The organism is Paenibacillus sp. CMAA1364, from assembly GCF_054373195.1.
This window is the reverse complement of sequence record NZ_JBITNB010000003.1, coordinates 186,679-208,570: the sequence shown is the minus strand read 5'-3', so window position 1 is coordinate 208,570 and position 21,892 is coordinate 186,679. Positions and strand designations below refer to the sequence as shown.

The 21,892-nt window shown below is 37.9% G+C and carries 22 protein-coding genes; 7 read left to right on the top strand and 15 right to left on the bottom strand.

Translation table 11 applies throughout. The annotated features are described in order from the left end of the window. Nucleotides 1-15: 15 nt before the first annotated feature. The 7 genes from ACH8E3_RS04370 to ACH8E3_RS04340 all read right to left on the bottom strand — a co-directional run bounded on the left by ACH8E3_RS04370 (nucleotide 16) and on the right by ACH8E3_RS04340 (nucleotide 7,198). Nucleotides 16-843, bottom strand: a complete 828-nt coding sequence (locus tag ACH8E3_RS04370) for a carbohydrate ABC transporter permease (protein WP_458631378.1) — start codon at nucleotides 841-843, stop codon at nucleotides 16-18. Then, nucleotides 843-1,727 carry a carbohydrate ABC transporter permease gene (locus tag ACH8E3_RS04365; protein ID WP_458631377.1) on the bottom strand — a complete coding sequence of 295 codons (885 nt, stop codon included), beginning with the start codon at nucleotides 1,725-1,727 and terminating at the stop codon, nucleotides 843-845. Before ACH8E3_RS04365 ends, ACH8E3_RS04370 begins: the two co-directional genes overlap by 1 nt. Nucleotides 1,728-1,846: 119 nt before the next feature. Next, nucleotides 1,847-3,202, bottom strand: coding sequence for an ABC transporter substrate-binding protein (locus ACH8E3_RS04360; RefSeq protein WP_458631376.1), 1,356 nt, complete (start codon nucleotides 3,200-3,202; stop codon nucleotides 1,847-1,849). A 146-nt stretch (nucleotides 3,203-3,348) separates the two neighbouring features. After that, entirely contained in the window at nucleotides 3,349-4,326 is a 978-nt protein-coding gene (locus ACH8E3_RS04355; protein WP_458631375.1) for a LacI family DNA-binding transcriptional regulator, read from the bottom strand. A 367-nt stretch (nucleotides 4,327-4,693) separates the two neighbouring features. Beyond that, nucleotides 4,694-5,539 carry a DegV family protein gene (locus ACH8E3_RS04350; RefSeq protein WP_458631374.1) on the bottom strand — a complete coding sequence of 282 codons (846 nt, stop codon included), beginning with the start codon at nucleotides 5,537-5,539 and terminating at the stop codon, nucleotides 4,694-4,696. A 178-nt stretch (nucleotides 5,540-5,717) separates the two neighbouring features. Then, nucleotides 5,718-6,470 carry a type I methionyl aminopeptidase gene (gene map, locus ACH8E3_RS04345; RefSeq protein ID WP_458631373.1) on the bottom strand — a complete coding sequence of 251 codons (753 nt, stop codon included), beginning with the start codon at nucleotides 6,468-6,470 and terminating at the stop codon, nucleotides 5,718-5,720. A 158-nt stretch (nucleotides 6,471-6,628) separates the two neighbouring features. Further along, nucleotides 6,629-7,198, bottom strand: coding sequence for a GNAT family N-acetyltransferase (locus ACH8E3_RS04340; protein ID WP_458631372.1), 570 nt, complete (start codon nucleotides 7,196-7,198; stop codon nucleotides 6,629-6,631). Nucleotides 7,199-7,333: 135 nt separating this feature from the next. On the opposite strand from ACH8E3_RS04340, the gene ACH8E3_RS04335 reads away from it, so the two are divergent. Beyond that, nucleotides 7,334-8,698: a TrkH family potassium uptake protein gene (locus tag ACH8E3_RS04335; RefSeq protein ID WP_458631371.1), complete on the top strand. Its 1,365-nt coding sequence runs from the start codon at nucleotides 7,334-7,336 to the stop codon at nucleotides 8,696-8,698. Here ACH8E3_RS04335 and ACH8E3_RS04330 read toward each other — a convergent pair. After that, nucleotides 8,695-9,909, bottom strand: a complete 1,215-nt coding sequence (locus ACH8E3_RS04330) for an oligosaccharide MFS transporter (RefSeq protein ID WP_458631370.1) — start codon at nucleotides 9,907-9,909, stop codon at nucleotides 8,695-8,697. The genes ACH8E3_RS04335 and ACH8E3_RS04330 overlap by 4 nt on opposite strands. Before the next feature lie 465 nt (nucleotides 9,910-10,374). Between ACH8E3_RS04330 and ACH8E3_RS04325 the strand changes: the two genes are divergently transcribed. Continuing rightward, nucleotides 10,375-11,415 (top strand): hypothetical protein, encoded by a 1,041-nt coding sequence (locus tag ACH8E3_RS04325; RefSeq protein ID WP_458631369.1) that lies wholly within the window; start codon nucleotides 10,375-10,377, stop codon nucleotides 11,413-11,415. A gap of 182 nt (nucleotides 11,416-11,597) precedes the next feature. Beyond that, nucleotides 11,598-12,065, top strand: coding sequence for a stalk domain-containing protein (locus ACH8E3_RS04320; protein ID WP_458631368.1), 468 nt, complete (start codon nucleotides 11,598-11,600; stop codon nucleotides 12,063-12,065). Nucleotides 12,066-12,238: 173 nt separating this feature from the next. Here ACH8E3_RS04320 and ACH8E3_RS04315 read toward each other — a convergent pair whose 3' ends face one another. The 3 genes from ACH8E3_RS04315 to ACH8E3_RS04305 form a co-directional block, all read right to left on the bottom strand. Next, nucleotides 12,239-13,033: an ABC transporter ATP-binding protein gene (locus tag ACH8E3_RS04315; protein ID WP_458631367.1), complete on the bottom strand. Its 795-nt coding sequence runs from the start codon at nucleotides 13,031-13,033 to the stop codon at nucleotides 12,239-12,241. Further along, nucleotides 13,033-13,947 carry an ABC transporter permease gene (locus ACH8E3_RS04310; RefSeq protein WP_458631366.1) on the bottom strand — a complete coding sequence of 305 codons (915 nt, stop codon included), beginning with the start codon at nucleotides 13,945-13,947 and terminating at the stop codon, nucleotides 13,033-13,035. The genes ACH8E3_RS04315 and ACH8E3_RS04310 overlap by 1 nt, the downstream gene beginning before the upstream one ends. Nucleotides 13,948-14,041: 94 nt before the next feature. Then, nucleotides 14,042-15,091, bottom strand: coding sequence for an ABC transporter substrate-binding protein (locus ACH8E3_RS04305; RefSeq protein WP_458631365.1), 1,050 nt, complete (start codon nucleotides 15,089-15,091; stop codon nucleotides 14,042-14,044). Between the two features lie 381 nt (nucleotides 15,092-15,472). Here ACH8E3_RS04305 and ACH8E3_RS04300 point away from each other — a divergent pair, with 381 nt between their 5' ends. Further along, entirely contained in the window at nucleotides 15,473-15,694 is a 222-nt protein-coding gene (locus ACH8E3_RS04300; RefSeq protein WP_458631364.1) for a hypothetical protein, read from the top strand. 110 nt (nucleotides 15,695-15,804) lie between these two features. Here the strand turns inward: ACH8E3_RS04300 and ACH8E3_RS04295 are convergent, their stop codons facing one another. After that, nucleotides 15,805-16,146 (bottom strand): cupin domain-containing protein, encoded by a 342-nt coding sequence (locus ACH8E3_RS04295; protein ID WP_458631363.1) that lies wholly within the window; start codon nucleotides 16,144-16,146, stop codon nucleotides 15,805-15,807. Nucleotides 16,147-16,450: 304 nt separating this feature from the next. On the opposite strand from ACH8E3_RS04295, the gene ACH8E3_RS04290 reads away from it, so the two are divergent. Next, the gene (locus tag ACH8E3_RS04290; protein ID WP_458631362.1) at nucleotides 16,451-18,763 is read left to right on the top strand and encodes an S-layer homology domain-containing protein; all 2,313 of its coding nucleotides are present in this window, start codon (nucleotides 16,451-16,453) and stop codon (nucleotides 18,761-18,763) included. Between the two features lie 95 nt (nucleotides 18,764-18,858). Here the strand turns inward: ACH8E3_RS04290 and ACH8E3_RS04285 are convergent, their stop codons facing one another. Together ACH8E3_RS04285 and ACH8E3_RS04280 are read right to left on the bottom strand one after the other, a co-directional pair. Then, nucleotides 18,859-19,239 carry a DivIVA domain-containing protein gene (locus tag ACH8E3_RS04285; RefSeq protein ID WP_458631361.1) on the bottom strand — a complete coding sequence of 127 codons (381 nt, stop codon included), beginning with the start codon at nucleotides 19,237-19,239 and terminating at the stop codon, nucleotides 18,859-18,861. Between the two features lie 20 nt (nucleotides 19,240-19,259). Continuing rightward, entirely contained in the window at nucleotides 19,260-19,619 is a 360-nt protein-coding gene (locus ACH8E3_RS04280) for a helix-turn-helix transcriptional regulator (RefSeq protein WP_458631360.1), read from the bottom strand. Between the two features lie 324 nt (nucleotides 19,620-19,943). Here ACH8E3_RS04280 and ACH8E3_RS04275 point away from each other — a divergent pair, with 324 nt between their 5' ends. Next, nucleotides 19,944-20,300 (top strand): MmcQ/YjbR family DNA-binding protein, encoded by a 357-nt coding sequence (locus tag ACH8E3_RS04275; RefSeq protein ID WP_458631359.1) that lies wholly within the window; start codon nucleotides 19,944-19,946, stop codon nucleotides 20,298-20,300. 50 nt (nucleotides 20,301-20,350) lie between these two features. Here ACH8E3_RS04275 and ACH8E3_RS04270 read toward each other — a convergent pair whose 3' ends face one another. Beyond that, a complete protein-coding gene (locus ACH8E3_RS04270; RefSeq protein ID WP_458631358.1) occupies nucleotides 20,351-20,980 on the bottom strand; it encodes a GNAT family N-acetyltransferase in 630 nt (209 codons plus the stop codon). 92 nt (nucleotides 20,981-21,072) lie between these two features. Between ACH8E3_RS04270 and ACH8E3_RS04265 the strand changes: the two genes are divergently transcribed. Further along, the gene (locus tag ACH8E3_RS04265; RefSeq protein WP_458631357.1) at nucleotides 21,073-21,891 is read left to right on the top strand and encodes a MerR family transcriptional regulator; all 819 of its coding nucleotides are present in this window, start codon (nucleotides 21,073-21,075) and stop codon (nucleotides 21,889-21,891) included. Nucleotide 21,892: the final 1 nt, after the last annotated feature.

Sequence of the window (21,892 nt, the reverse complement as noted above, 5' to 3'; positions counted from 1 at the left end):
CTACTCCTTACAGTTTTATTTAATAGAACCCTGCATGACACCTTGAATGATATACTTCTGAGCAAATATATACACAACAACTATGGGTAGAATTGTCAGTACAAGACTAGCCATAAGCGGTCCATAATCAACAGTATAGGTACCATAAAAGGAATAGGTTGATAGTGGAAGTGTTCTCGATTCAGGACTAATCAATACTAGTGATGGAAGTAAAAAGTCATTCCAGATCCATAATACATTTAGAATTGCAATTGTTACTGTAGTAGGCATCAATACAGGAAATACAATACGGAAGAATGTCTGTACTGGTGTACAACCATCAATTAGAGCTGCTTCTTCCAACTCTGCTGGAATAGCTTTTACAAAACCGTGATAAATAAAAACGGCTAGTGAACTACCAAAACCAATGTACATATACACCAATGACCACTTACTGTTTAATAAATCAAGAGATCCATAAATTTTTACCAATGGGATCATGATCGCCTGGAATGGAATAATCATTGATGCCACCATTAATAAAAAAGTATATTGGTTAAATTTCGTATTATTTCTCACAAAGTAATGAGCTGTCATTGCAGCGAAAAGTGCAATTAACAATACGCTACACAAGGTAATGATCAAAGAATTTGAAAATGCTGATAAGTAGCCCATTTTATCAAATGCCAATCTATAATTCGAAAAGTCAAGACTTGGAGGAAGAGATAATGGATTAGAAGTAATTTTTTTACTCTCTTTAAATGAATTCAATAATAAGAATATAAAAGGAATAATAAAGAGAAAAAGACCGGCAGTCATTACTATGAATTTGGTCCATTGGAGCATAAATTTATTACGTGCCATTATGCCTCCACCTCCAACTTCTTACTAAAGTACACTTGAAGCAACGTTATTACAGCAACGAGAATGAAGAGAACAAGAGCCTCAGCTTGACCTACCCCATAGTCTCGCGATAGAAATGCCTTCTCGTATACGTGCATAGACACAAACTCTGTACTTTTAAAAGGTCCACCCTTGGTTAATGAAAGATTGACATCATAGACCATGAATGTACGTTGTAAAGATAAGAATATACATACGATGAAGGAAGGTACCATCAGTGGCAAAATCATTTTACGAAGCTTCGTCCAACTGCTTGCACCGTCAATGCTAGCTGCTTCCAAAATATCATTAGGTACACCTGACAGACCTGCAATGTAAATAACCATCATATAACCGGCATATTGCCACACGGATACGATTACAAGTGTCCAAAAAGCTTTATTAGGATCAGATAACCACGATACACTAAATATTGCAATTCCAGCCTTTTGCCCTAAATATACGACAACGTTATTAAAAATAAACTGCCATGTGAAACCCAGTACAATTCCACCCACAAGGTTCGGAAGGAAGAATCCAGCACGAAACACGGTTTGGCCTTTCAGTCCTTTTGTCAGTATATAGGCGAGTCCAAAAGCTATAACATTCGTTATAATGACTGTGAAAAATACGTATCTGAGCGTAAGTCCGAATGATTTCCAAAAGGCTATATCAGAGAAGACTGAAACATAATTCTGAAATCCTACTAATGAATGGCTCGTAGCTATACCGTCCCAATTCGTAAAGGTCAAATAAATTCCGTATAAAAAAGGTATAATCATCACTGTAACAAAAGCAAACAACGTAGGCCCAGTAAATATAAGTCGTGAGCGCAGTTGTTTCCCCACTCCCTTTTCTGCGATCATAATGATCCCTCTCGCTTTCTGTGATAAAACTCAAAATTATGTTGATTGATTCGATTAAATCAAGGGATAAGACAACATTGTCCTATCCCTTCACTCTTTTTAGAATGTCATCATCAACACTATTTAACGCCCTTCCAGTACGTTTGAATTTCTTTAGCTAATGCGGCACGATCACCAGCCTTGGCAAGATACTTCTGCATGTATGCACCAACGTTAGCCCAGTGATCAGCAGGAAGTAAGCTCATAGACTGCTCTGATTTACCTTTTGCAATATAATCTTGGATGGATTGTGCAAGTGGATCAGCAGCGGGAAGAGTAATATTCTTAAATGCTGGAATAATACTTGCTTTATTAACTAAGAAATCTTGACCCTTTTCTTCATAAACGATCCAATCCAGAAATTTCTTTGCTGCTTCTTGCTGCTCAGGGGAGCTTTTCTCTTTGTCTAGAACGATTCGTTTGGAAACGGCAGAAGAAATCTCTTGGTTACCATAATCGTCGGCATTGTTACTAATCGGTACTGGAAGAAAACCATAATTCTTATCCGTGGAAGTATCAAAGCTTTCAATTTGCGGCCAAGCCCAATTCCCCATAAACCAGATACCCACTTCACCTTTACCTAGAAGCTCTGGACCACGTTCGTATGCGCCAGATAACGGAGAATCCTTATCCATGTTGTATTTCATCATGACATCAAAAGTATCCATTAAACCATTAAATACTTTGTTTGTAGATAAATCGATTTGTCCTGCTTTTAAAGAATCAACGAATGTGTTCACTTCAGCCATATCTTTATTCTGACCGGCATAAGCCAAAGGTAGATAGTGAGCACCCAATGACCAATCCATTGGTGAAACAACGAGCGCCTTCTTACCAGAAGCCTCTATCTGCTGAAATAGTTTCTCAAGCGATTCTGTTGTATTGATAGACGTAGGATCGAATACTCCTCCTACAGCATTATCAACAACAGCTTTGTTATAGATAAAACCGTAACCTTCAATGGCAAATGGAAAAGCGTAATTCTTATCATCAAATGTAGTTAAAGAATTTGCATTCTCAACAGCATCAGCACTCCACTTCTCACCACTCAAATCAAGAATACGATCCTTAAACTTCTCAACATCACCCGTATCTAGCATAATCATCGTCGGTGGATTACCGGATGCATACAATGTTGATGCACGTTCAAAAGGTGAACCACCAGCAGGCACTATTTGTACATCTAAAACTATATTGGGATTATCCTCATGAAATGCTTTAGCTGCATCTTCAAGTTGTTCTTGAATTTCTCCTTTGGAATTCAATAACGTAATTTTCACTTCTTTTTCTTGGGTGCCTTTAGGTTCCTTACTAGCTTCTACAGAAGTATTGGAAGTCTTTGATGTACCATTGTTACTTGCATTACCACAAGCTGTGAAGATCATGACCATTACTAATAATACTGTGAGCATTTGGATTCCTTTATAACTCTTCATTCTTTTTCCCCCAATGCGATTTGATGTTGTAGCGACTCTTTATGAACCGCTTACATTTCGAATTATATGCTAAGCGTTTAGCATATGTCAATCGTTTAGCATATAATATTTTAAAACATACTTTCAATGATATATCTTGTATATTTTTAAGTTGTTCCCCGCTCCATTAATTCAACAGGTAATAGATTCTCAGTAAGAAAAGATTCTCCCTCTAGTTGTTTACCAATCAATTCTACAGCTAATCTACCTATTTCTCCGATCGGTTGCCTAATAGTAGTGATCTCAGGAGTAAGCCACATTGCTGCGGCCACATCGTCATATCCGACGATACGAACATCCTTTGGCACTTGTTTACCTGCCTTGATAAAGGCTTTAAGCGTATAGGCTGCAATAATATCACTAGTTGCAAATATTCCATCAACATCCGGATGTTCAGTAATTAACTTATAAATGATTTTGTCATACTGCATTTGATCAAATACATTCATGTCTGTCTGAATAACAACATGTTCTATTCCAACCTTATTTACAACATTCTGAAATGCATCGCTTCGCTTGTTCGCAAGAAGATTTAGTTCTAGATTGCCACAGATATGGGCAATTTTCTTACAACCTTTACGAATAAGGAGTTCTGTCGCAAGCTTTCCTCCTTGATAATTGTCTGATGAAATCCATGGGATATTCATATCTATTTGGCGATCAATGGTGACTATAGGCGACTTCAGGTTTCTATAATCATCCACTTCAAGTGTATGACTGCCCATAATAATTCCATCGACCCGATTGCGTTTCAGCATATCAATATATTCTCTCTCCTTGACAGGGTCCAAGCGTGAGTTACATAAGAGAACTTTACAACCATTTTGATAAGCATAATATTCAACATGATCTGCAAGTTCTGCGAAGAATGGGTGTGATACGCTTGGAATGATAAGACCTATAATATTTGATTGCTTGCGTACTAGTGATCTAGCTATCTCATTGGGGTGATAATTAAGTTCTTCCATCGTACTGTATACTTTTTTACGCATTGCGTCACTTATGTAGCCTCTATTATTAAGAACTCTCGACACTGTAGTAACGGAAATGCCTGCTTTTGATGCCACATCATGTATAGTTGCCATAGTCTTCCTCTCTTCACATATTACACATTATACGAGAACTATACCTAATTTTTCATAGTTAGACAAATCTCTATTCCAACCAATTACCCTTTTGTAACATCAGCGACAGAGATTAAGACAGATTAGTGTTCCTGTCTAACAAAAAGATCCCATGGCTGATTCATGTAGAATGAAGTAATCAATCACCATTCACAATGAAGCATGGGAAATTAAATCACTAGAAAAGATACTAAATTAGAGGAAAAGTCCCTTCCACCCTTTATGTTTAAAATGTACCCTATAGAGTAGACTTTTTTAAAGTGTCTATTCTATAGGGTACATTTTAGTTATAACATTCACTTTTAATACTTTGAATAGCATATCGAAACTAATCCTCTTTATATTTCTTTATCCAACAAAGCCCAATTGTACCTTCTCCCGCAATAATTCCTACGACAGGAATAAAAGTCATAATCTCTATGTTTAGATGGGGTGCAAGTAACGTGATCTCGTCTTTGATTTCTATAGCTAATTCTATGTTATTCGCATGCATAATGCAGATACTTTGCATTCTATCTGCATCAAGCATCATATAATCTAGTAGTCTTTGTTTAGCTTTTTTGAGCGTTCGTATTTTTTCTTGAACAAAGATTTTACCTTGGTCAAAACGAATAATTAAATGTATTTTCAACAAATTACTGATGACCAGCTGTGTACCAGACACCCGACCACTACGATGCAGTTGCTGTAGACTCGATGGGATGAGAAAGAACTCGGTTTGTTCAATCATGTTATCAATATGATTTTTGATTTCAGTTGCAGCATGTCCCTGTTGTTGTAATTCCAAGCCTTTCATGATCATTTCTCGAAGTGGAAACGCACCGACCTTGGAGTCAATTCCAATTACGGTAGTCTCGGCAATCTCGGCGCCTTGCATCGATGTATCGAACGTGCCGCTCAGCTTAGACGAGCAATGAATTGCGATAATCTCATCATACGTATTCTTTAGTGATTCGTATAACTCAATAAATTCTCCAATGGGTGGCTGTGAACTACCTGCTGTTGCCCCGGAAGATAACTTCTCATACACTTCTTCATCTGTAATATCTATCGTTTCCTTATAGCTCTCATTACCTATCACTAAAAGAAGAGGAACAATATAGATATGGTTCTCTTTAGCGAACTGAGGATCAATTGTACATGTACTATCGGTTACCCATGCAATTCTTTTCATTTCATCACGGCTCACTTTCAGTCTTATCTTATATGTTGCATACCATAACAAACTAGATCGGAATGTACAAGATGACATTTATACTCAATTTATTTGCGCGAAGAAATAGAGGGACTCCGATACCATATGAAATGGTTAGTAGAGAACCCTCTATTCAGGTGAGGTCAATTCAATTCATTTAGTCCCCTTGATCTGTAAGAATCAATGGACCATCCTGTGTAATGGCGATCGTATGCTCATATTGTGCTGTTAATCCACCATCAAGCGTTCTTGCGGTCCAACCATCCTCATCCAATTTACTACGATACGTTCCTGTGTTAATCATAGGTTCAATCGTTATAACCATTCCTTCTTTCAATCGTGGACCGAGATTAGGAGGTCCATAGTGAGGAACTTGTGGGTCTTCATGCATATCTGAACCAATACCATGACCAATAAATTCTCTTACGACAGAGAAGCCCTCAGCTTCAGCGAAGACCTGAATAGCATGTGAGATATCACCGATCCGATTGCCAATAACAGCTTTCTCAATTCCTCTGTACATGGATTCTTTCGTAACATCCATCAACTTCTGTGATTGTTCAGATACTTGACCTACAGCGTAAGACCAAGCGGAGTCTGCCAGCCATCCATTAAGATTCACGACCATATCAATGGTGACAATATCGCCTTCTTTTAGCTTCGTATGAGAAGGAAATCCATGACAGATCACATCGTTAACCGATGCACAAGTTGCAAATCGATAACCATTATAGCCTTTTTGTTCTGGTGTTGCCCCATTTTTAATGATAAATGCTTCCGCAAAGCGATCGATCTCTAACGTTGTAATACCCGGTACGATCATTTTCCGAATCTGGCGATGGCATTCAGCGAGAATGTCTCCAGCAAGTTTCATTTTCTGAATCTGTTCTTTTGTCTTAATCACAATCATGTTCTGATCCCTCATTCTATTATGGTCTTCTTATTATAACCGAACTTGTTCGGTGTGGTGAGAATAAACAATCGAATAAAATTATACCTCTAATCACGATGGGATTCAAAATTATTCACCACTCTATAGTCATTCTATTCGGCAAATCCATCTTCCATTCATCGTTCGACGACTATTGGCTTCACCATATGGTGGTATAATCGCCCATTAACGATGAGCTCCTTATCGGTCACATATCCTGATCTTTGATACAAAGTGTATGCACCCACATTTTCTGTTAGGACAAGTAATGACATTAGTGGAATCTGTTTCTTAACCGCTTCAGCCTCAGCTGCAAGCATTAATTCAGCACCGATCCCTTGTCTGCTGTAGTCTGGGGATACGGATAATGTATCTATGTAATATTCCCCTTCGTCCGTTTCCTTATCTAGCATGATACTAGTATCATTCTTTAATATACGTAGGTAATCCAATATGGGTTGATCTAATGTATTGGAATCCGCACCTGCGTAAGATATGATTAAGCCAACTACGGCCCCATTTAATTCCTTCACCAACATTTGACGGTAGCTTAAACGCCCTGTTTCTTGGACGAAGAATTGATCCAACGTATCAAGTGTATCTTGTTCAAGGTCTTGTCCTGTTAATTGATGGGCAATATCATGTAGTGCATCATACATTAATCGAGATACGTAAGTTACATCTTCTTTCTTTGCGGCTCTTATCATTATAACTACCTCCATGTTGTATGCCATAATTCTTAATCATAACTCAATACATACATTTATGTAAGTCAAGGCTGTTCTATAAAAGCCCCTTACATTATAATAAACCAAATGACATTCAAGAAAGTGAGTTCTAACATGAATCCTTTGAAGAAAAGAAAGTTCTTACGCTATTTATTAACGCCTCCAAAAATACTAGCCATAGGTTTCGCCATAATTATATGTCTAGGAGCAATCTTGCTATCTTTACCTATTGCATCAAGTACTGGCGTAGGTTTGTCCTTTAAGGACGCTCTATTTATGGCAACATCTGCAGCATGTGTGACTGGGCTTGCCGTCATTGATCCAGGGACGCAGTTATCCTTTTTCGGAGAAATTGTCTTACTGACACTATGTCAAATAGGTGGATTAGGTTTTACAACGATGGCGACATTAATTGCTCTAGTATTTAACAAACGAATATCGATTAAAGAGCGTCTGATTCTTCAACAAGCTATGAATCATGGTAGCATGGAAGGTATCGTTCGATTGATACGTAAGGTGATTGTATACTCCCTAACCATAGAATTGATTGGGGCATTGCTACTATTTATTCGCTTTTCTATGGACATGCCTTTCCTTCGAGCCTTATATTTCGGAATTTTTCATAGCATATCTTCGTTTACAAATGTAGGCTTTGATGTCATGGGAAATACGCACGGGCCATTTAATAGCTTCAGTCCATATGTGGATGATCCCTATGTAAATATTATTCTCATCCTTCTTATTTTTCTTGGTGGGATTGGATTTATTGTTATATCCGATCTTCTCGGATTTAGTAAGTCTAGGAAGCTTTCGCTTCATAGCAAGGTTGTTCTCTCGGTCACCTTGTCTCTTCTCGTAATTGGTTCGATCGTTATTTATATTTTTGAATATACGAATATCCATTCTTTACAAGCACTAAGTCCCATCGACAAGGTCGTAGCATCTACCTTACAATCAGTCACTACACGTAGTGGCGGAGTTAGTACCCTTGATACCTCCATGTTGCGACAGTCTACGCAGTTCTTTATGATCATATGGATGTTCATTGGAGCAGCACCAGGTTCAACAGGTGGAGGAATTAAAGTGACTACATTCGCTATTCTATTAGGAGCCGTGTATGCTATGGCGCGAGGACGAGAAGACGTTATATTCTTTCGCAATCGTATCGCCAAAGAAGTCGTCTATAAGGCGATTACACTTACATTATTAGCTTTTATATTAGTCATCTCATTTACCATGGTATTGTCCATTACAGAAGATCGTGAATTTCTAGTCCTTCTATTCGAGACGACCTCGGCCTTTGGAACATGTGGTCTATCCATGGGCATTACGCCTGATTTATCAAGTTTTGGAAAAGGTGCCATGACCTTCCTGATGTTCCTAGGACGATTAGGCCCATTAACACTAGCTTACGCACTAACACCTAAGAAACAAAAAGAAAAGTTTCGTTATCCTGAAGGGAAAATTACAATAGGTTAATTTCGCAAAGTAAATACAGAAATCACTGTAAATACAAACACATAGGCACCTGACCAAAGATATGTATGCGAGAAGCCAATACTATCGTACAATCTTCCGGCAATTGGAGATAGTATCGTTGCACCGAGAGCACCACTGAATTGATAACCAATCAAATACATCGTTGAGGATACACTGGCATCGAAATGCGTACGTATATACTTAAATATTGATATGAACATCACGGGAATTTCAAGTGAATGAATTAATTTCGTCCCTGCTACTGCCAACGGAATCCCATCAGCAAGCCCGGAACAAGTGATTCGAATCGCCATAAGTGTGCCTGCCATGAGCAGGCCATTTTTGGGTCCAATTTTATTCACGATGAACGGCGCACAGAACATAAATATGGCTTCGAAGAACACCTGTACACTATTCAAGTAACCATACATCCGATTGCCTGTCTCTGGCGACTCAAACAAAGAAGCAAAATACACTGGAAACTGCTGATCATATACAGTGAACACGCAAGTAATTCCTAAAATATATAACACGAATGCCCAAAACTTTGTTGTACGTATTAACCTAATAACATCATTAAAGCTAAAGGCATCTTTAGTTGTTATTTTTAATTTAGGATCATTGTCTACATTAGAATCCAATGGTGTAACTTTGGTAATCAACAGCAGAATCGCAAGAATAACGGCTGATCCTGAGCATACCCAGAAATTAAGGTTAGGATTCACATTAAATGTCTGACCTGCGAAGAATGTTGCAACTGCCCAACCCAATGAACCAAACATTCTAGATTGACCATACTCAAAGTTATACGTTCGCCCAATTTTCTCAATAAATGTCTCGACCGCAGCATTGCCTGATGTAAATGCAGCACCTAAATAGAAACTTCCCACAATAGCGCCGACATATAAATTGTACATAAGAAGAGGTCCGTACACGAACTGAAAGAATGGACCTGCCAAAATCAACAATAGGATAATGACAGATAATAAATTCTTCTTCAACCCTATTTTATCTGAAATAAATCCATACATCGGATGTATACACAAAACACCAATGGAATTAATCGCAAATACGATCCCTCTGCCTGTTCCATCCAACCCTGCCACATGTCCGAGCCATATTCCAAAGAGTGACATCGACGAAGAAAAACAAAAAAAGTAGAAAAAGAAAAAGGCACTGAATACCCAATACATTTTATTTTTTCTAAACATGTTCGTCGCTCCTTTAAGTTTTCCCAATAATTAAAAACTCCTCTGCCATAATATATCGCAAAAGAGTAGTAGTTCATACATTTGCTCAGAAACAATATAGTTTATACGTGCAAAACTTAGATCTGTAATATGATTTTTTCATTTTAAAACAATTTAATATCACCGTCTTTAGTTTAATGTGAAACCTAGAATTTTGTTGTAAATAATCTACTAGATTTACTCACTTATGCACATTTATTGAGTGATTCTATCAAATTTCTTATGAATAAATAAAAAATTCCATTATTCGACTTTTATATATAAATTCTGACTTAATATAACAAAAAAACCTCTAGTAATTATTTCAATAAAAGTTATTATTAGGTTTGAAGAGAGAATTCTCGAATTATAATTTGTCTAGACATATACTAATTAATGTAATTTCTGGCCGGCAATTACAAGATTACTAAACTAAAGGAGCTTACAATGAAACTAAAAAAAATTGCAACTATCGGACTAGTAACATCATCTCTTATTCTACTTTCTGTCACATCAGCTTTTGCAGCCCCAACTACCGTTATTGAATTTGATAAATACAGACTAGAAGCGATAAATCAAGAGCTTATCTCTAGCAATCTTCCAACAATAACGGATATTAACTCTACTTCGTTGAGCAAAGGCTTAACAGATGAAAAAACTAAAGGAAACATTTATAAGCTAAAAAAAGCCGAGATTGTTATAATGACTTTTAATGATGATGGAGAGTTAGTCGCTGCAGACAGTTCTAGTCAAGGTGATGCTCTCCATCGCTTTGGCAAGTCAGATAAGGCAATAACGGAAAGATCCCAGTATGTAACTAAAAGTGAGGGGGTCGTTCAACCGCTCTCAGCATTGCCAGATAGTTATCCTGTACCTGCAGGCTCAACTACTGGTGCATTCCATCGTTTTACATCACCTTCTAGTACAACAAGTTTAAGTTATACTGGTGCGGTGGCAGATGATGTTACTCTTCCTATATATGATACAAACAGAGCTACTACTTTTGGTGAAGCTGCCTATATGTATACAGGTATTGATCAAAATGATGTCGGAATTGCCGAGGTAGGCTTTGGCACATACAAAGGTACTCAAGGAAATGGATGGTTTGCTCTCTTCCATGCAAAACCAACTCACGATATTACAACACCTTCAACTGGGAATGACAAAGATAGTTATTATTATGATTTCGCACATCCCTACACTGGCGGTCAAACGATTGCTGGCTACAAGGTATATTACCATACAACTGATTCTGTTCTAACTCTTACTTATCAAATTGGATACAGTAATTTATATGTAGTAAAATTTAATGGTTATAATTCTTTGAATAAAAAAGTGAAAAGAGTTACAGCAATTGCTATGCCTATCGGTTCTAGCGGTAAATTCCAAGTACCTTATGGATCTTATGGAAAGTGGGGGAATTATCGGTGGTTAACTAACAATGGAACTGGAACGGTCTATCCTTCTGCTGTTAGTGGAATGATTTGAGAACACATGGAGACATGGAGGAACAATCGATTACATTAAAACTGTTTATAGTACTACAGACAGGGATGAACAGTATAAAATTTACTAAGAGGAAGATAGCCCCGCTTCCTCTTTTTCACAAAATAATGCAACATATCAACCATTTTATTCGTTAATAATAAAAAAGTAGGAGTGTGAAAAAGATGATGTTTTTGAAAAAAGGATTCACTTTAGTAATAACGGCAATGATGTTGATCACCTTCAGTATGTCCGTCAATGCAGGTTCAAGTATTCCCAATGTTAACATTAAATCTTCTGTACTAGGCGAAAAATCCTTTACCGGGCAAATAATCAATGGCCGAACTTATGTAGACTTCATTGGATTGTTGAATTGTCTTCCTTTTCTTGTTAACTCTAAAGCAATATCTTTTGATTCTAAATCCAAAACACTTCATATTTTCGATTCGGATTTTGCAACTAATACTACACCTATCCTTCAATTTCATGTTGGAGATAATTACTTTATGGCCGGCAATGAGAAGATTGATTTAGATACAAAGATTATACTAAGCAACAATAGAATATATATACCATTAGTACCCGTCGCAACTGTTTATCACCTAAAAGTAACATTTGATAAAAAGATCAATCTAGTTCATGTAAGTAAATAAGAAATAAAGCATGAGCCCTATAGGTTCATGCTTTATTTCTTATGGTCTAGTAAGACATGCCTTGCAACCTCAAATTACATGCAGTTGCACGCAATTGAATTTATATGTGGCTGATTCATATTGATGGTGAGAATATCCACTTCTTGTTGATACTATCATGGTCAGCAGACACGTTAACCTAGAACAAGTCGATCGTCAGCTAATTTATGTCCACTGATTTGTTCGAACTCGCCAAGCAATCTTTCTACAGTCAAATCTTTCTTCTTCACTTCATCAATATCTAATATGATTCGTCCACCATCCATCATGATAAGACGATTCCCTAACCGAATGGCCTGCTCCATGTTATGCGTAACCATTAAGGTGGTCAGGTTCATCTCACGAACAATACTATCCGTCAGTTGAGTAATCAGCTCTGCTCGTGATGGATCAAGCGCCGCCGTGTGTTCATCTAGCAGCAATATTTGGGGTTTCGTGAATGTAGCCATAAGTAAGCTTAGCGCCTGCCGTTCACCGCCCGAGAGCATTCCGACTTTGGCATGTAATCGTTCTTCCAGACCAATACCAAGGCGAGATAATTCTTCACGAAACAGCTTACGTTTGCTTGCTCTGACTCCAAGACCAAGTCCTCGATTCTTCCCTCTAGCATAGGCCATCGCAAGATTCTCTTCGATCGTCATATAAGGAGCTGTTCCTGCCATTGGATCTTGAAATACTCGTCCGATCCAACGACTCCGACGGTATTCTGGTAGATGGGTAATATCTTGATTATCTATCATGACATGTCCTGTATCTGGCTTCATCACGCCAGAGATAATATTCATCAAGGTAGACTTACCCGCACCATTACTCCCGATAACAGTAACAAAGTCACCTGGCTTCAAGTGTAACTGTAAGTCAAATAGAGCAATCTTCTCATCAGGTGTGGCGGGATTAAACAACTTCGCTACATGATTTAGCTGAAGCATCACATACCACCTCCTATCGTTTGATCTTGACCAATGTTTAATATTTCCATAGAACGCTTCTTAGCCATCTTCTTCTGCTTTATAACACGTCTTGTAGATGGAAGAACGAGTGCCACGATAACAATAATCGCTGTTATCAGCTTCATGTCAGATGCTTCTAACCAATCAACACGCAGGGCAAGTGCAACGACAACGCGGTAAATGATAGAGCCTAGCACAACTGATATGATATGATGAACGACATTCTTAGCCCCGAATACTGCTTCACCAATAATAACCGAAGCCAATCCAATGACGATCATTCCGACACCACCGGATAAGTCAGCAAAAGAAGAGTGTTGGGCGAGTAGCGCCCCCGAAAGTGCTACTAATCCATTCGCAAGACTAATGCCGACAATTTTGGTCAGGTCGGTATTTGCGCCAAAGCTACGAATCATTCGTTCATTGTCTCCAGTAGCCCTTAACGCTAAACCTAGATCAGAGTATAGGAAGCGACCTAGCAAAACCAACACGATGATTACCACAATTGGGATCACAACAAGTGGTTTTACAGAAGTAAATATCGAGTTCAACCCATATATAGATATATTGGGTTTCCCCATAATTCTCATATTAATGGAATAAAGTGCAATCATCATCAGAATGCCAGACATCAATCCATTAATCTTCCCTTTCGTATGTAGCAGACCTGTACAAATACCTGCTACAACTCCACCAGCAAACCCGGCCAATGTTGCCAGAAAAGGGGAATACCCCTGCGTGATCATCACTGCAGCTATAGCAGCACCTGTCGTAAAGCTACCATCAACTGTTAAGTCTGGAAAATCCAAAATTCGAAATGTAACATACACACCTAGCGCCATAAATGCATATAACATCCCCGACTCTAACGCACCCAATAATGAGTCGATCATTATGATTACCTCCTCTTAGACGTAAAGGGAGTGGTCGATACATATCGGCCACTCCCTGTGAATAAATGCTGAGTAGTACCTTTTCAGTTGAGTATTACTCAATAATATTCGTTTCTGCGTCTTCTACTTGTGCCTTCATCTCATCTGTTACTTCAATTCCCTGTTCACCCGCAGCTTTGATATTCAAAATAAGATCTAACTTCTCTTGCATACCAACAGGCATATCTTCTGGCTTCTTGTTATTTTTAAGAATATCTGCCGCCATTTGCCCAACTTGATATCCATGATCGAAATATTTGAATCCAACGGTTGCAAATGCCCCCTTTTCAACTGTATCGCGATCACTGGAAAAGAATGGAATGTCCTTCTCGTTAGCTACTTGAATGATTGCTTCTGCACCACTAACGACTCTATTATCAAGTGCAATATAGAATGCATCTGCACGACCTATGAGTGATTCCGCAGCTTGCTTCACTTCTGATGTATTTGTAATCGCAGCTTTCACAAGCTTAATATTATGCTTCGCTAACGCTTCCTCTGCAAGTTTAGACATCATAATGGCATTAGGTTCACCTTCATTAATAACCATTCCGACAGTCTTCACTTTAGGAAAGTTAGCTGCCATGAAATCCATTAATTTAATGATTGCTTTAGGATTCGTATCGGATACACCTGTTACACGACCCCCTGGATTTTCTAAATTCGTTACAATTTTGGCATCGAGAGGATCTGTAACAGCAGCAAATACGATATTCTTATCCTTCACTTGCTGTACGACAGCTTGTGCCGAAGGTGTTGCAATAGCAAGAACCAGTTCCGCATCGCTTGAATTAATCTTCTGTGCAATCGTCATATTATTCGTCTGATCATCCTGCGCATTATTATAATCAATCTTTAGGTTATCACCCTCAGTAATTCCAGCATCTTTCAAAGCTTGTATGAATCCTTCGCGTGTTGCATCTAATGATGAGTGCTCGACGATTTGAGAAATAGCGACTTTGTATGTTTTCTTATCCGCATTCGTATCACTTCCAGTGTTGGTTCCAGAAGATTCATTCGTTGTCTTAGCTCCGTTATTCCCACAAGCGACTACCAGAATCATTATCGCGGACAATAGAAGTGCAACCCAACCCTTTTTAATCATTATAACTCCCCTTTTCTAATGGTTACTTGTGAATTCACTGCTTATTAGTAATAGGCTACAACAGACAGGCATCACCGCTGTTATGATATGCCACACTAAAGCATTAGCTCATAGCAATATATTTAGTTATCACTATGATATATGGCTCCACTATATCCGTCAATTGCTATATTCATATTTCCACTTTGACACATCCTATTTATTCGTAAGCGCTCTTTATGACCAGAATCACTTTAACCTATGGCTTCTAAATATAAACTATACAAAAGTGAATTTGGAAAAGGAGAATGTTTTTCTGCTTGTTCCCCCGGGATAAAGTAATAGTGATATTATCATTGAAGAATAGATGAATACAATAGATGTAATCTAAGGAGATGAATTATGAAAAAGATCTCAATCTTATTTATTCTTATATTCATTTATATATTTGGGATATTTCTATTTAAAGAAAATATGAATCATAAAGTTGCGAACTATTTAATGAATGAGATGGGTTATAGTCAATCTGAGTTTCTATCCATAAAAACTAAGATTAGTAAAGCACCCGTTAAAGGGGTGGATTCGAATAATATTTATAAACACAAAGTTAGGTTATCCTACTAAACGTACACAATGGAAAACATCCCTAATCTCCAAATAATGGAGACTAAGGGATGTTTCTTTATTCATTATACGTTTTTATCGAAATATACTCTTAAATAATTGATTGCCTCCTACACGTCTTGCGCATATCTTTCATCAGGTATCTTGCTAAGAACAACATACAGACTTGTTGGAGTGTCGCTAGTATTCTTAAATGAGAAATGCTCGTCACCCTCACAGGAGATCACATCATCTTGAACTAGATTTGATTCTTCACCATTTACTGTAACCGTTCCGCCCCCATTAAGGACTAGAATGAATACGGATGCCCCTGGATGTTGGTGTGATGGCAATTCTTGACCAGGCATGAAATTCAGAACAAACACAACACTACCGCCACTTTTGAATAGAATTCTCTTCGTGAACTTGTCCTCTTGATAATCTTTCAATACTTGCAATTCTTTCTTCTCCATCTTAAAGACCTCCTAAATATATGGTTTGAACTTCAATCACGAAAGTAACTAATTACTTATATCTAATCATCTTGCACTAACGCTTTGCTATGTATTCATCCTAATGCAGTTAGACAAACACCCTTGTGATTCTAGTCACATTTCATGAGAATCATTCTCAATTAACTTATTTCATCGTTCTCATGAATACATTTCCAGATCACAATATATAGATAGATTGGGCGTAACTCTTCTAATGGTTATAGCGTCTATACAATGTACGTGGATAAAAATATATATTTTATTGTTGAGGGGATGAGGAATTTTGTTAAAAAAGTCTGTTCGTTCTATTCACAGCACTTCAAAAGTCGCTCTACTTACCATGATCACCTGCTCACTGCTTCTACCACAAAGTTATGTGTTTGCCACCTCAGAAACGGCACCTAGGGTTGAAACTCTAACAACATCCTCTACTTCTAAGGTTGCATTCTCAAAAGAAAAGGCCGTAGCAAAAGTTAAAAATTTATTCCCCATACTCAAGAATGCTGAAACATCCAATATCACCTTAGGGAGTAACAACAATTATCCGGGTTCGGCGGATCAAAAGATGTGGGATATACAATGGCGCTATAAATCGGAAAATACAGAACTTAGTTTCAGTAGTCAAGTCGATGCTACTACAGGTAACTTAATCAGTGCATACATCTACTATCCATTAGGTGAAATAGACTCATATTATCCACCTAAGCTAACCAGAGACCAAGCAAAAATTGAGGCAAAAAAATTCGCAGTGAACGCACTATCATTAAAATCGGTTCATGAAATACAGGATCAAAATGTAGACTATAGTGACAATCGACAAGCTTTATTCGGTCCATTACAATACTCATTCTATTTCACCCTTGATAAGAACCGCATCCCCTCCCAAGCAGAAATGATTAATCTAACGATGAGTGCGAACGGTCAAATTCTACAATTTAACAAACCTACAGAATCATTAACCTACCCATCTCCAACACCAAAGATAACTGAAATCCAAGCGAACAAACAATTCAAAGAAAACTTAGAGATTGATCTAAACTATATTCCGATATACAGGAACAACAAAATCTCTGACTGGATATTAGCTTATCGTCCATTTGAGAACACCCACTTCCCAATCGACGCTATGACAGGTAAGAAGATTTCCTATGAAGGTACTGATATTCCACCCTCAGCCATGACGTACGCAGAAGTTCCTCAGACCAAGGATCGATTTAAACCACTGAACCAAAAGGATCAACTGAGTTCCGAAGAGGCAGCGACAATAGTCCAGAAGATTGCTAAAATACCTACAGGTTATGTCCTACAAAATAAACATTTAATCCCTAACTATGCTAACCCAGCACAACAATTATGGAATCTTGTATGGATAAAAGATGGCGGTAGCCCCGAATTCCAAATGCAATATTATGCTGATGTCGATGCATTTACGGGAGAAATCACACAATTTCGATATAATAATTATGCGGCTAATGGCTCCAATTCAGATATTAGCATTCCTAAAGGTCTCGCTAAATTAACAAGCAAGACGGCGCAACAATATGCCATTGACTTGGTCAACCGCTTATATCCAAATGCAACGGATGAACTGAAGATGCTTACCTACGACAAAGGATGGGAATACCAAGCAGATAGTAAACAATATCGATATGAATTTCAACGTTTTTACAAAGGTTTTCCTGTGAGTGACGGCAAAGTATTTATCAATTTCGATATTTACGGTAGACTGCAAACCTATAGTGCCAATCATCTAACAGGTCTTGAGCAAATCAAAGAAACACCAGCCATTCAGCTTACGAAAGAAGAAGCACTGGAAGCTTACCGTAATCAATATAAAATGAAGTTGCAGTATTCTAAATTTGGCGGGTATTATACGGATTCAAAGTTGATCAAACCTCATCTACGATTAACCTATACACCTGTTCACATTGATATCTCTAAATCGAATCAAGTCTTAGATGCCGTTACGGGTAAATGGATAGCCATGTTTGACGGCTATCGAGCATTAAACAACATGATCACCCCCACAGATCTAATAGGCCATGCTGCAGAAAAGGAACTTACTACACTCATTGATTATGGCATTATTGCGCCAGATTCCGATGGCAAAGTAAACCCAGACGTCATCATTACCACAGGCGATTGGCTTACGATGATCGTAAAGTCCATTACACCCTATGTCGAAGGTTATTACGGTGGCATGGAATCCGATTCTGTAGCTGGCATTACACCAGAGAATCCTATTTATAGCGTCGTCCGTTTTGCAGTGGAACGCGAATGGATCAAGAACGACACTACATTTCAACCAGACAAAAAACTCACAAGGGATGAGTTAGCCACTCAACTATCTTCCATTGTGAACTATAACAAGATAGCCTTGTACTTACACAAGGATCCATCCGTCATTCAATTCAGCGATGCCGAAGCCATTAACAATAAGGGTGCCGTAGCGATTGCCATTAAACTTGGTTTATTGGAAGGTGCGAATGGTAAATTCAACCCACAACAAACCATCACGAATGCACAAGCAGCTTCTATTATTATGAAGTTAGTTGAACTTCAAGGGAAGGTTGATCAAGCGATCGGACAACAATAATCTTCTAACTTGTGTTACATGTCAAAAAGCCACGAAGTACGATGATTTCGTACTTCGTGGCTTTTGTTGTACATCATATGATTTATGTAAATTTCTCACTCTATAAAGAAATCTTCTTCTGATCTGATCTTCGATCTTAGTTTTTTCAAGTTAAGTTCCATTTGGGTAACGATATCTTCGATTTCTGCGGGGTCAATTTTCGGCGTCGCTATTGTCTCAAATGCATTGCCTGCTTTTATATCACGTATAACGATCTGCTGTTCCTGCCACTTATCCATCAGATCAGATATCGTAGCATAGAAACGCTCATAATCTTTGATAATCTCATCTAGAAATGCATCCACTTCGTCGGGATCATATCCCCTAAGCTTATTATTGAATTCTTTCTCGTGGATAGCCAAAGCATCCCAATGAATTCCCAATTGATTGAATAATTTCTTTTGTTTGTCTAATCTCCGCTGTAAATGTTCGTCCAATCTAAACCCTCCTATATGAATTAGTAATTATCATTCACGGCTTTATTTAACATTCCAAGACAACGATCAAGGTCCGTCTTAATCTGCTTCTTATACAGCTCAGCCTTTTCTTTACCCTCATTAGTAAAATGATATAAGACAATCTCCTGAAAATCAACTTTTGGATCGGTTCCCTTCAATTGCTTCTTTCGGTATAATACCCCTTCTTGAACCAATTCATGAAGAGCACGATAGATTTCACTCTGTGGAGGTGAATAACCAAAGTCTTTGAAATCCTTGCGAAGTTCTTCTAACATTTGATATCCATACCCTCTTTTTTGCTCCACCATTGTGATCAAATATACTTTAATAAATGCTCGTTGAGCGATCATGAACGCCATGGTGAAACCTCCCTCTAAGTTATAGACTTTCTATCTTTTTATTATAGACTACTATTTCTCTTCTTGCACAGCTTGACCTATTCAGATACATCCGTTTAATACGATGAAGTGTATGGAATAGATTAGTGTGAAGTTTGATAAAGCTGGTATGAGCTAGGTTTATTTTTCTCCTACTATTGTGAATTTTTCATATGATGAAATATTCATCTATATGTCAGAATTTAAGAAACTAATATTTTGTAATCCATTGTGTAATCTTTAACTATGAAAATTTATCTGTACGATGTAAAATGTTAGTCATCATGATAACGGAGGATAATACCCATGGATATCAATACGCTAACGCATTACTGTTTATCTCGAAAAGGAACCTTTGAGGAATACCCTTTTGGTCAAGAGGTTATTGTGATTAAAGTATCCTCAAAGATGTTTGCATTAATCTCCGAACGAGATCATCAAATACATATTAGTTTGAAATGCGATCCTTTTATAGCTGAGAACTTAAGGCAACAATATGCATCTATTACACCTGGCTATCACTTAAATAAAAGTCACTGGAATACTATCGTTGTAGATGGCTCAGTACCAGAGACCGCGTTATTTGGAATGATAGATCTATCCTATGACCTCGTATTTAAAGGATTAAAAAAGTCAGAGAAAGAAGCTATTTTACAGCCGTAATCCGAGTACTTAATTCATGATCCCTTTTACATCATCCTTGCAACTTATTTTCAGTTCACCATATGATAGCTATACAAATAAAACTGCATTTCTTCATCTAGATACGGTTTCAAGCTAAATTTCTTTTCTCCAATTCGCGCCATACCCTGATGTTCGTAGAACCCAAAGTTACAGGAACTGTCTGTAAAAAGATAAAAGTCCTGGACCTTCTGCGTTCTCATATCTACTAGCAATCTATTAAAAAGCTCATTGCCTATTCCTGTTCCACGTTGATCTGCACGGATGGCGAAGAAGGCTAACTCTGCGTCAAAGGTCTGTTTGCTCTCTACGAGTAAAGCTTTGTCTAACTTATCAATGCCCCCATACATCTTAGCCACTTGGCGTCCCGCTTTCGTTCGTAACATACCAACAATGGCGAAGAACTGACCGATTGCTAATCTTACATGCGTGCGATGTTTTTTCTCATACTTACCCATAATAATTCCGACGACTTCGCCATTGTTCTCGGCAACACAAGTAAATGTCTGATTGGCAAGACAGCTAGCCAAATATACTTTTGATAATCGCTTTGCAACGTGATGTGAACAGAATTGCTCATAGCCCCAAGTGTCACTGATGATCTTTTCTAACGCTGTATAATCTGATCTTTGAATTTCTCTAAATCGTATGTTCCCTTTCATCTACATTCATCCTTTGTTTATTCGACTTTTATCGTTCTGTAAATAATAATAAACTGTACAGTAACTGTAAGGTCAATAGGAGGACTTCAACTGTGAATAATAGGAATAAGAGCATTTTTACATCAGGTCAATTCGCAAAATTACATCACATCAACAAGCGGACACTGCATTATTATGATGATATCGGTTTATTTTCACCATCCCACAAAGGGGACAACGGTTACCGCTATTACACTTACTTACAGAGTCCAGTTTTAGAATTGCTTCTGACCATGAGGGAACTCAATATGTCCATTGAAGAAATTAGTACATATATGTCGGATCGATCCATCCCTGCATTTCGTTCGATTATAGACACTAAAACAGCAGAAATAGATGACACGATTAAACGGCTTAAAACCATACGAAATTTGCTTGTTGAAAAAGAAAAACTGCTCACATTATGCGAGCAGCCTAATCTTGATCACATTGAAATCATAGAATGTATCGAAGAACATCTACTATTAAACCGCTACATTAGTGGAATTAGTGAGGATGAGCAAGATTTCATTGATTTAGTAGAACATACACAGACTTTTCGCGACCATAGATTGTTTAACACCAACTACGGTAGCATGATATCTGTGGAGAAGATCATGTCAGGCAACTTCGAAGAATATGACTATTTATTCGCTAAGATTGTGAAGAAAAATAAGAAGCTTGACCTTTTTATAAAGCCGAAAGGAAATTATATTAGAGCCTTTTGCAAAGGGGATTGGGACAGCCTACCTGAAACTTATGACCGCATCATTCAATTTGCGACAGCGAACGGATTAACACTCATCGGTTACGCCTTTGAAGAGGGCATTAACGAAATGGCTGTCAATACGATGGATGATTACGTGACTCAGATCATGATTTTGTGCGAATAAA

Excerpts from the sequence above, each read along its gene's own strand:
- ACH8E3_RS04370 (WP_458631378.1), bottom strand. The coding sequence starts at position 843 with ATGGCACGTAATAAATTTATGCTCCAATGGACCAAATTCATAGTAATG.
- ACH8E3_RS04365 (WP_458631377.1), bottom strand. The coding sequence starts at position 1,727 with ATGATCGCAGAAAAGGGAGTGGGGAAACAACTGCGCTCACGACTTATA.
- ACH8E3_RS04360 (WP_458631376.1), bottom strand. The coding sequence starts at position 3,202 with ATGAAGAGTTATAAAGGAATCCAAATGCTCACAGTATTATTAGTAATG.
- ACH8E3_RS04355 (WP_458631375.1), bottom strand. The coding sequence starts at position 4,326 with ATGGCAACTATACATGATGTGGCATCAAAAGCAGGCATTTCCGTTACT.
- ACH8E3_RS04350 (WP_458631374.1), bottom strand. The coding sequence starts at position 5,539 with ATGAAAAGAATTGCATGGGTAACCGATAGTACATGTACAATTGATCCT.
- map (WP_458631373.1), bottom strand. The coding sequence starts at position 6,470 with ATGATTGTGATTAAGACAAAAGAACAGATTCAGAAAATGAAACTTGCT.
- ACH8E3_RS04340 (WP_458631372.1), bottom strand. The coding sequence starts at position 7,198 with ATGATAAGAGCCGCAAAGAAAGAAGATGTAACTTACGTATCTCGATTA.
- ACH8E3_RS04335 (WP_458631371.1), top strand. The coding sequence starts at position 7,334 with ATGAATCCTTTGAAGAAAAGAAAGTTCTTACGCTATTTATTAACGCCT.
- ACH8E3_RS04330 (WP_458631370.1), bottom strand. The coding sequence starts at position 9,909 with ATGTTTAGAAAAAATAAAATGTATTGGGTATTCAGTGCCTTTTTCTTT.
- ACH8E3_RS04325 (WP_458631369.1), top strand. The coding sequence starts at position 10,375 with ATGAAACTAAAAAAAATTGCAACTATCGGACTAGTAACATCATCTCTT.
- ACH8E3_RS04320 (WP_458631368.1), top strand. The coding sequence starts at position 11,598 with ATGATGTTTTTGAAAAAAGGATTCACTTTAGTAATAACGGCAATGATG.
- ACH8E3_RS04315 (WP_458631367.1), bottom strand. The coding sequence starts at position 13,033 with ATGCTTCAGCTAAATCATGTAGCGAAGTTGTTTAATCCCGCCACACCT.
- ACH8E3_RS04310 (WP_458631366.1), bottom strand. The coding sequence starts at position 13,947 with ATGATCGACTCATTATTGGGTGCGTTAGAGTCGGGGATGTTATATGCA.
- ACH8E3_RS04305 (WP_458631365.1), bottom strand. The coding sequence starts at position 15,091 with ATGATTAAAAAGGGTTGGGTTGCACTTCTATTGTCCGCGATAATGATT.
- ACH8E3_RS04300 (WP_458631364.1), top strand. The coding sequence starts at position 15,473 with ATGAAAAAGATCTCAATCTTATTTATTCTTATATTCATTTATATATTT.
- ACH8E3_RS04295 (WP_458631363.1), bottom strand. The coding sequence starts at position 16,146 with ATGGAGAAGAAAGAATTGCAAGTATTGAAAGATTATCAAGAGGACAAG.
- ACH8E3_RS04280 (WP_458631360.1), bottom strand. The coding sequence starts at position 19,619 with ATGGCGTTCATGATCGCTCAACGAGCATTTATTAAAGTATATTTGATC.
- ACH8E3_RS04275 (WP_458631359.1), top strand. The coding sequence starts at position 19,944 with ATGGATATCAATACGCTAACGCATTACTGTTTATCTCGAAAAGGAACC.
- ACH8E3_RS04270 (WP_458631358.1), bottom strand. The coding sequence starts at position 20,980 with ATGAAAGGGAACATACGATTTAGAGAAATTCAAAGATCAGATTATACA.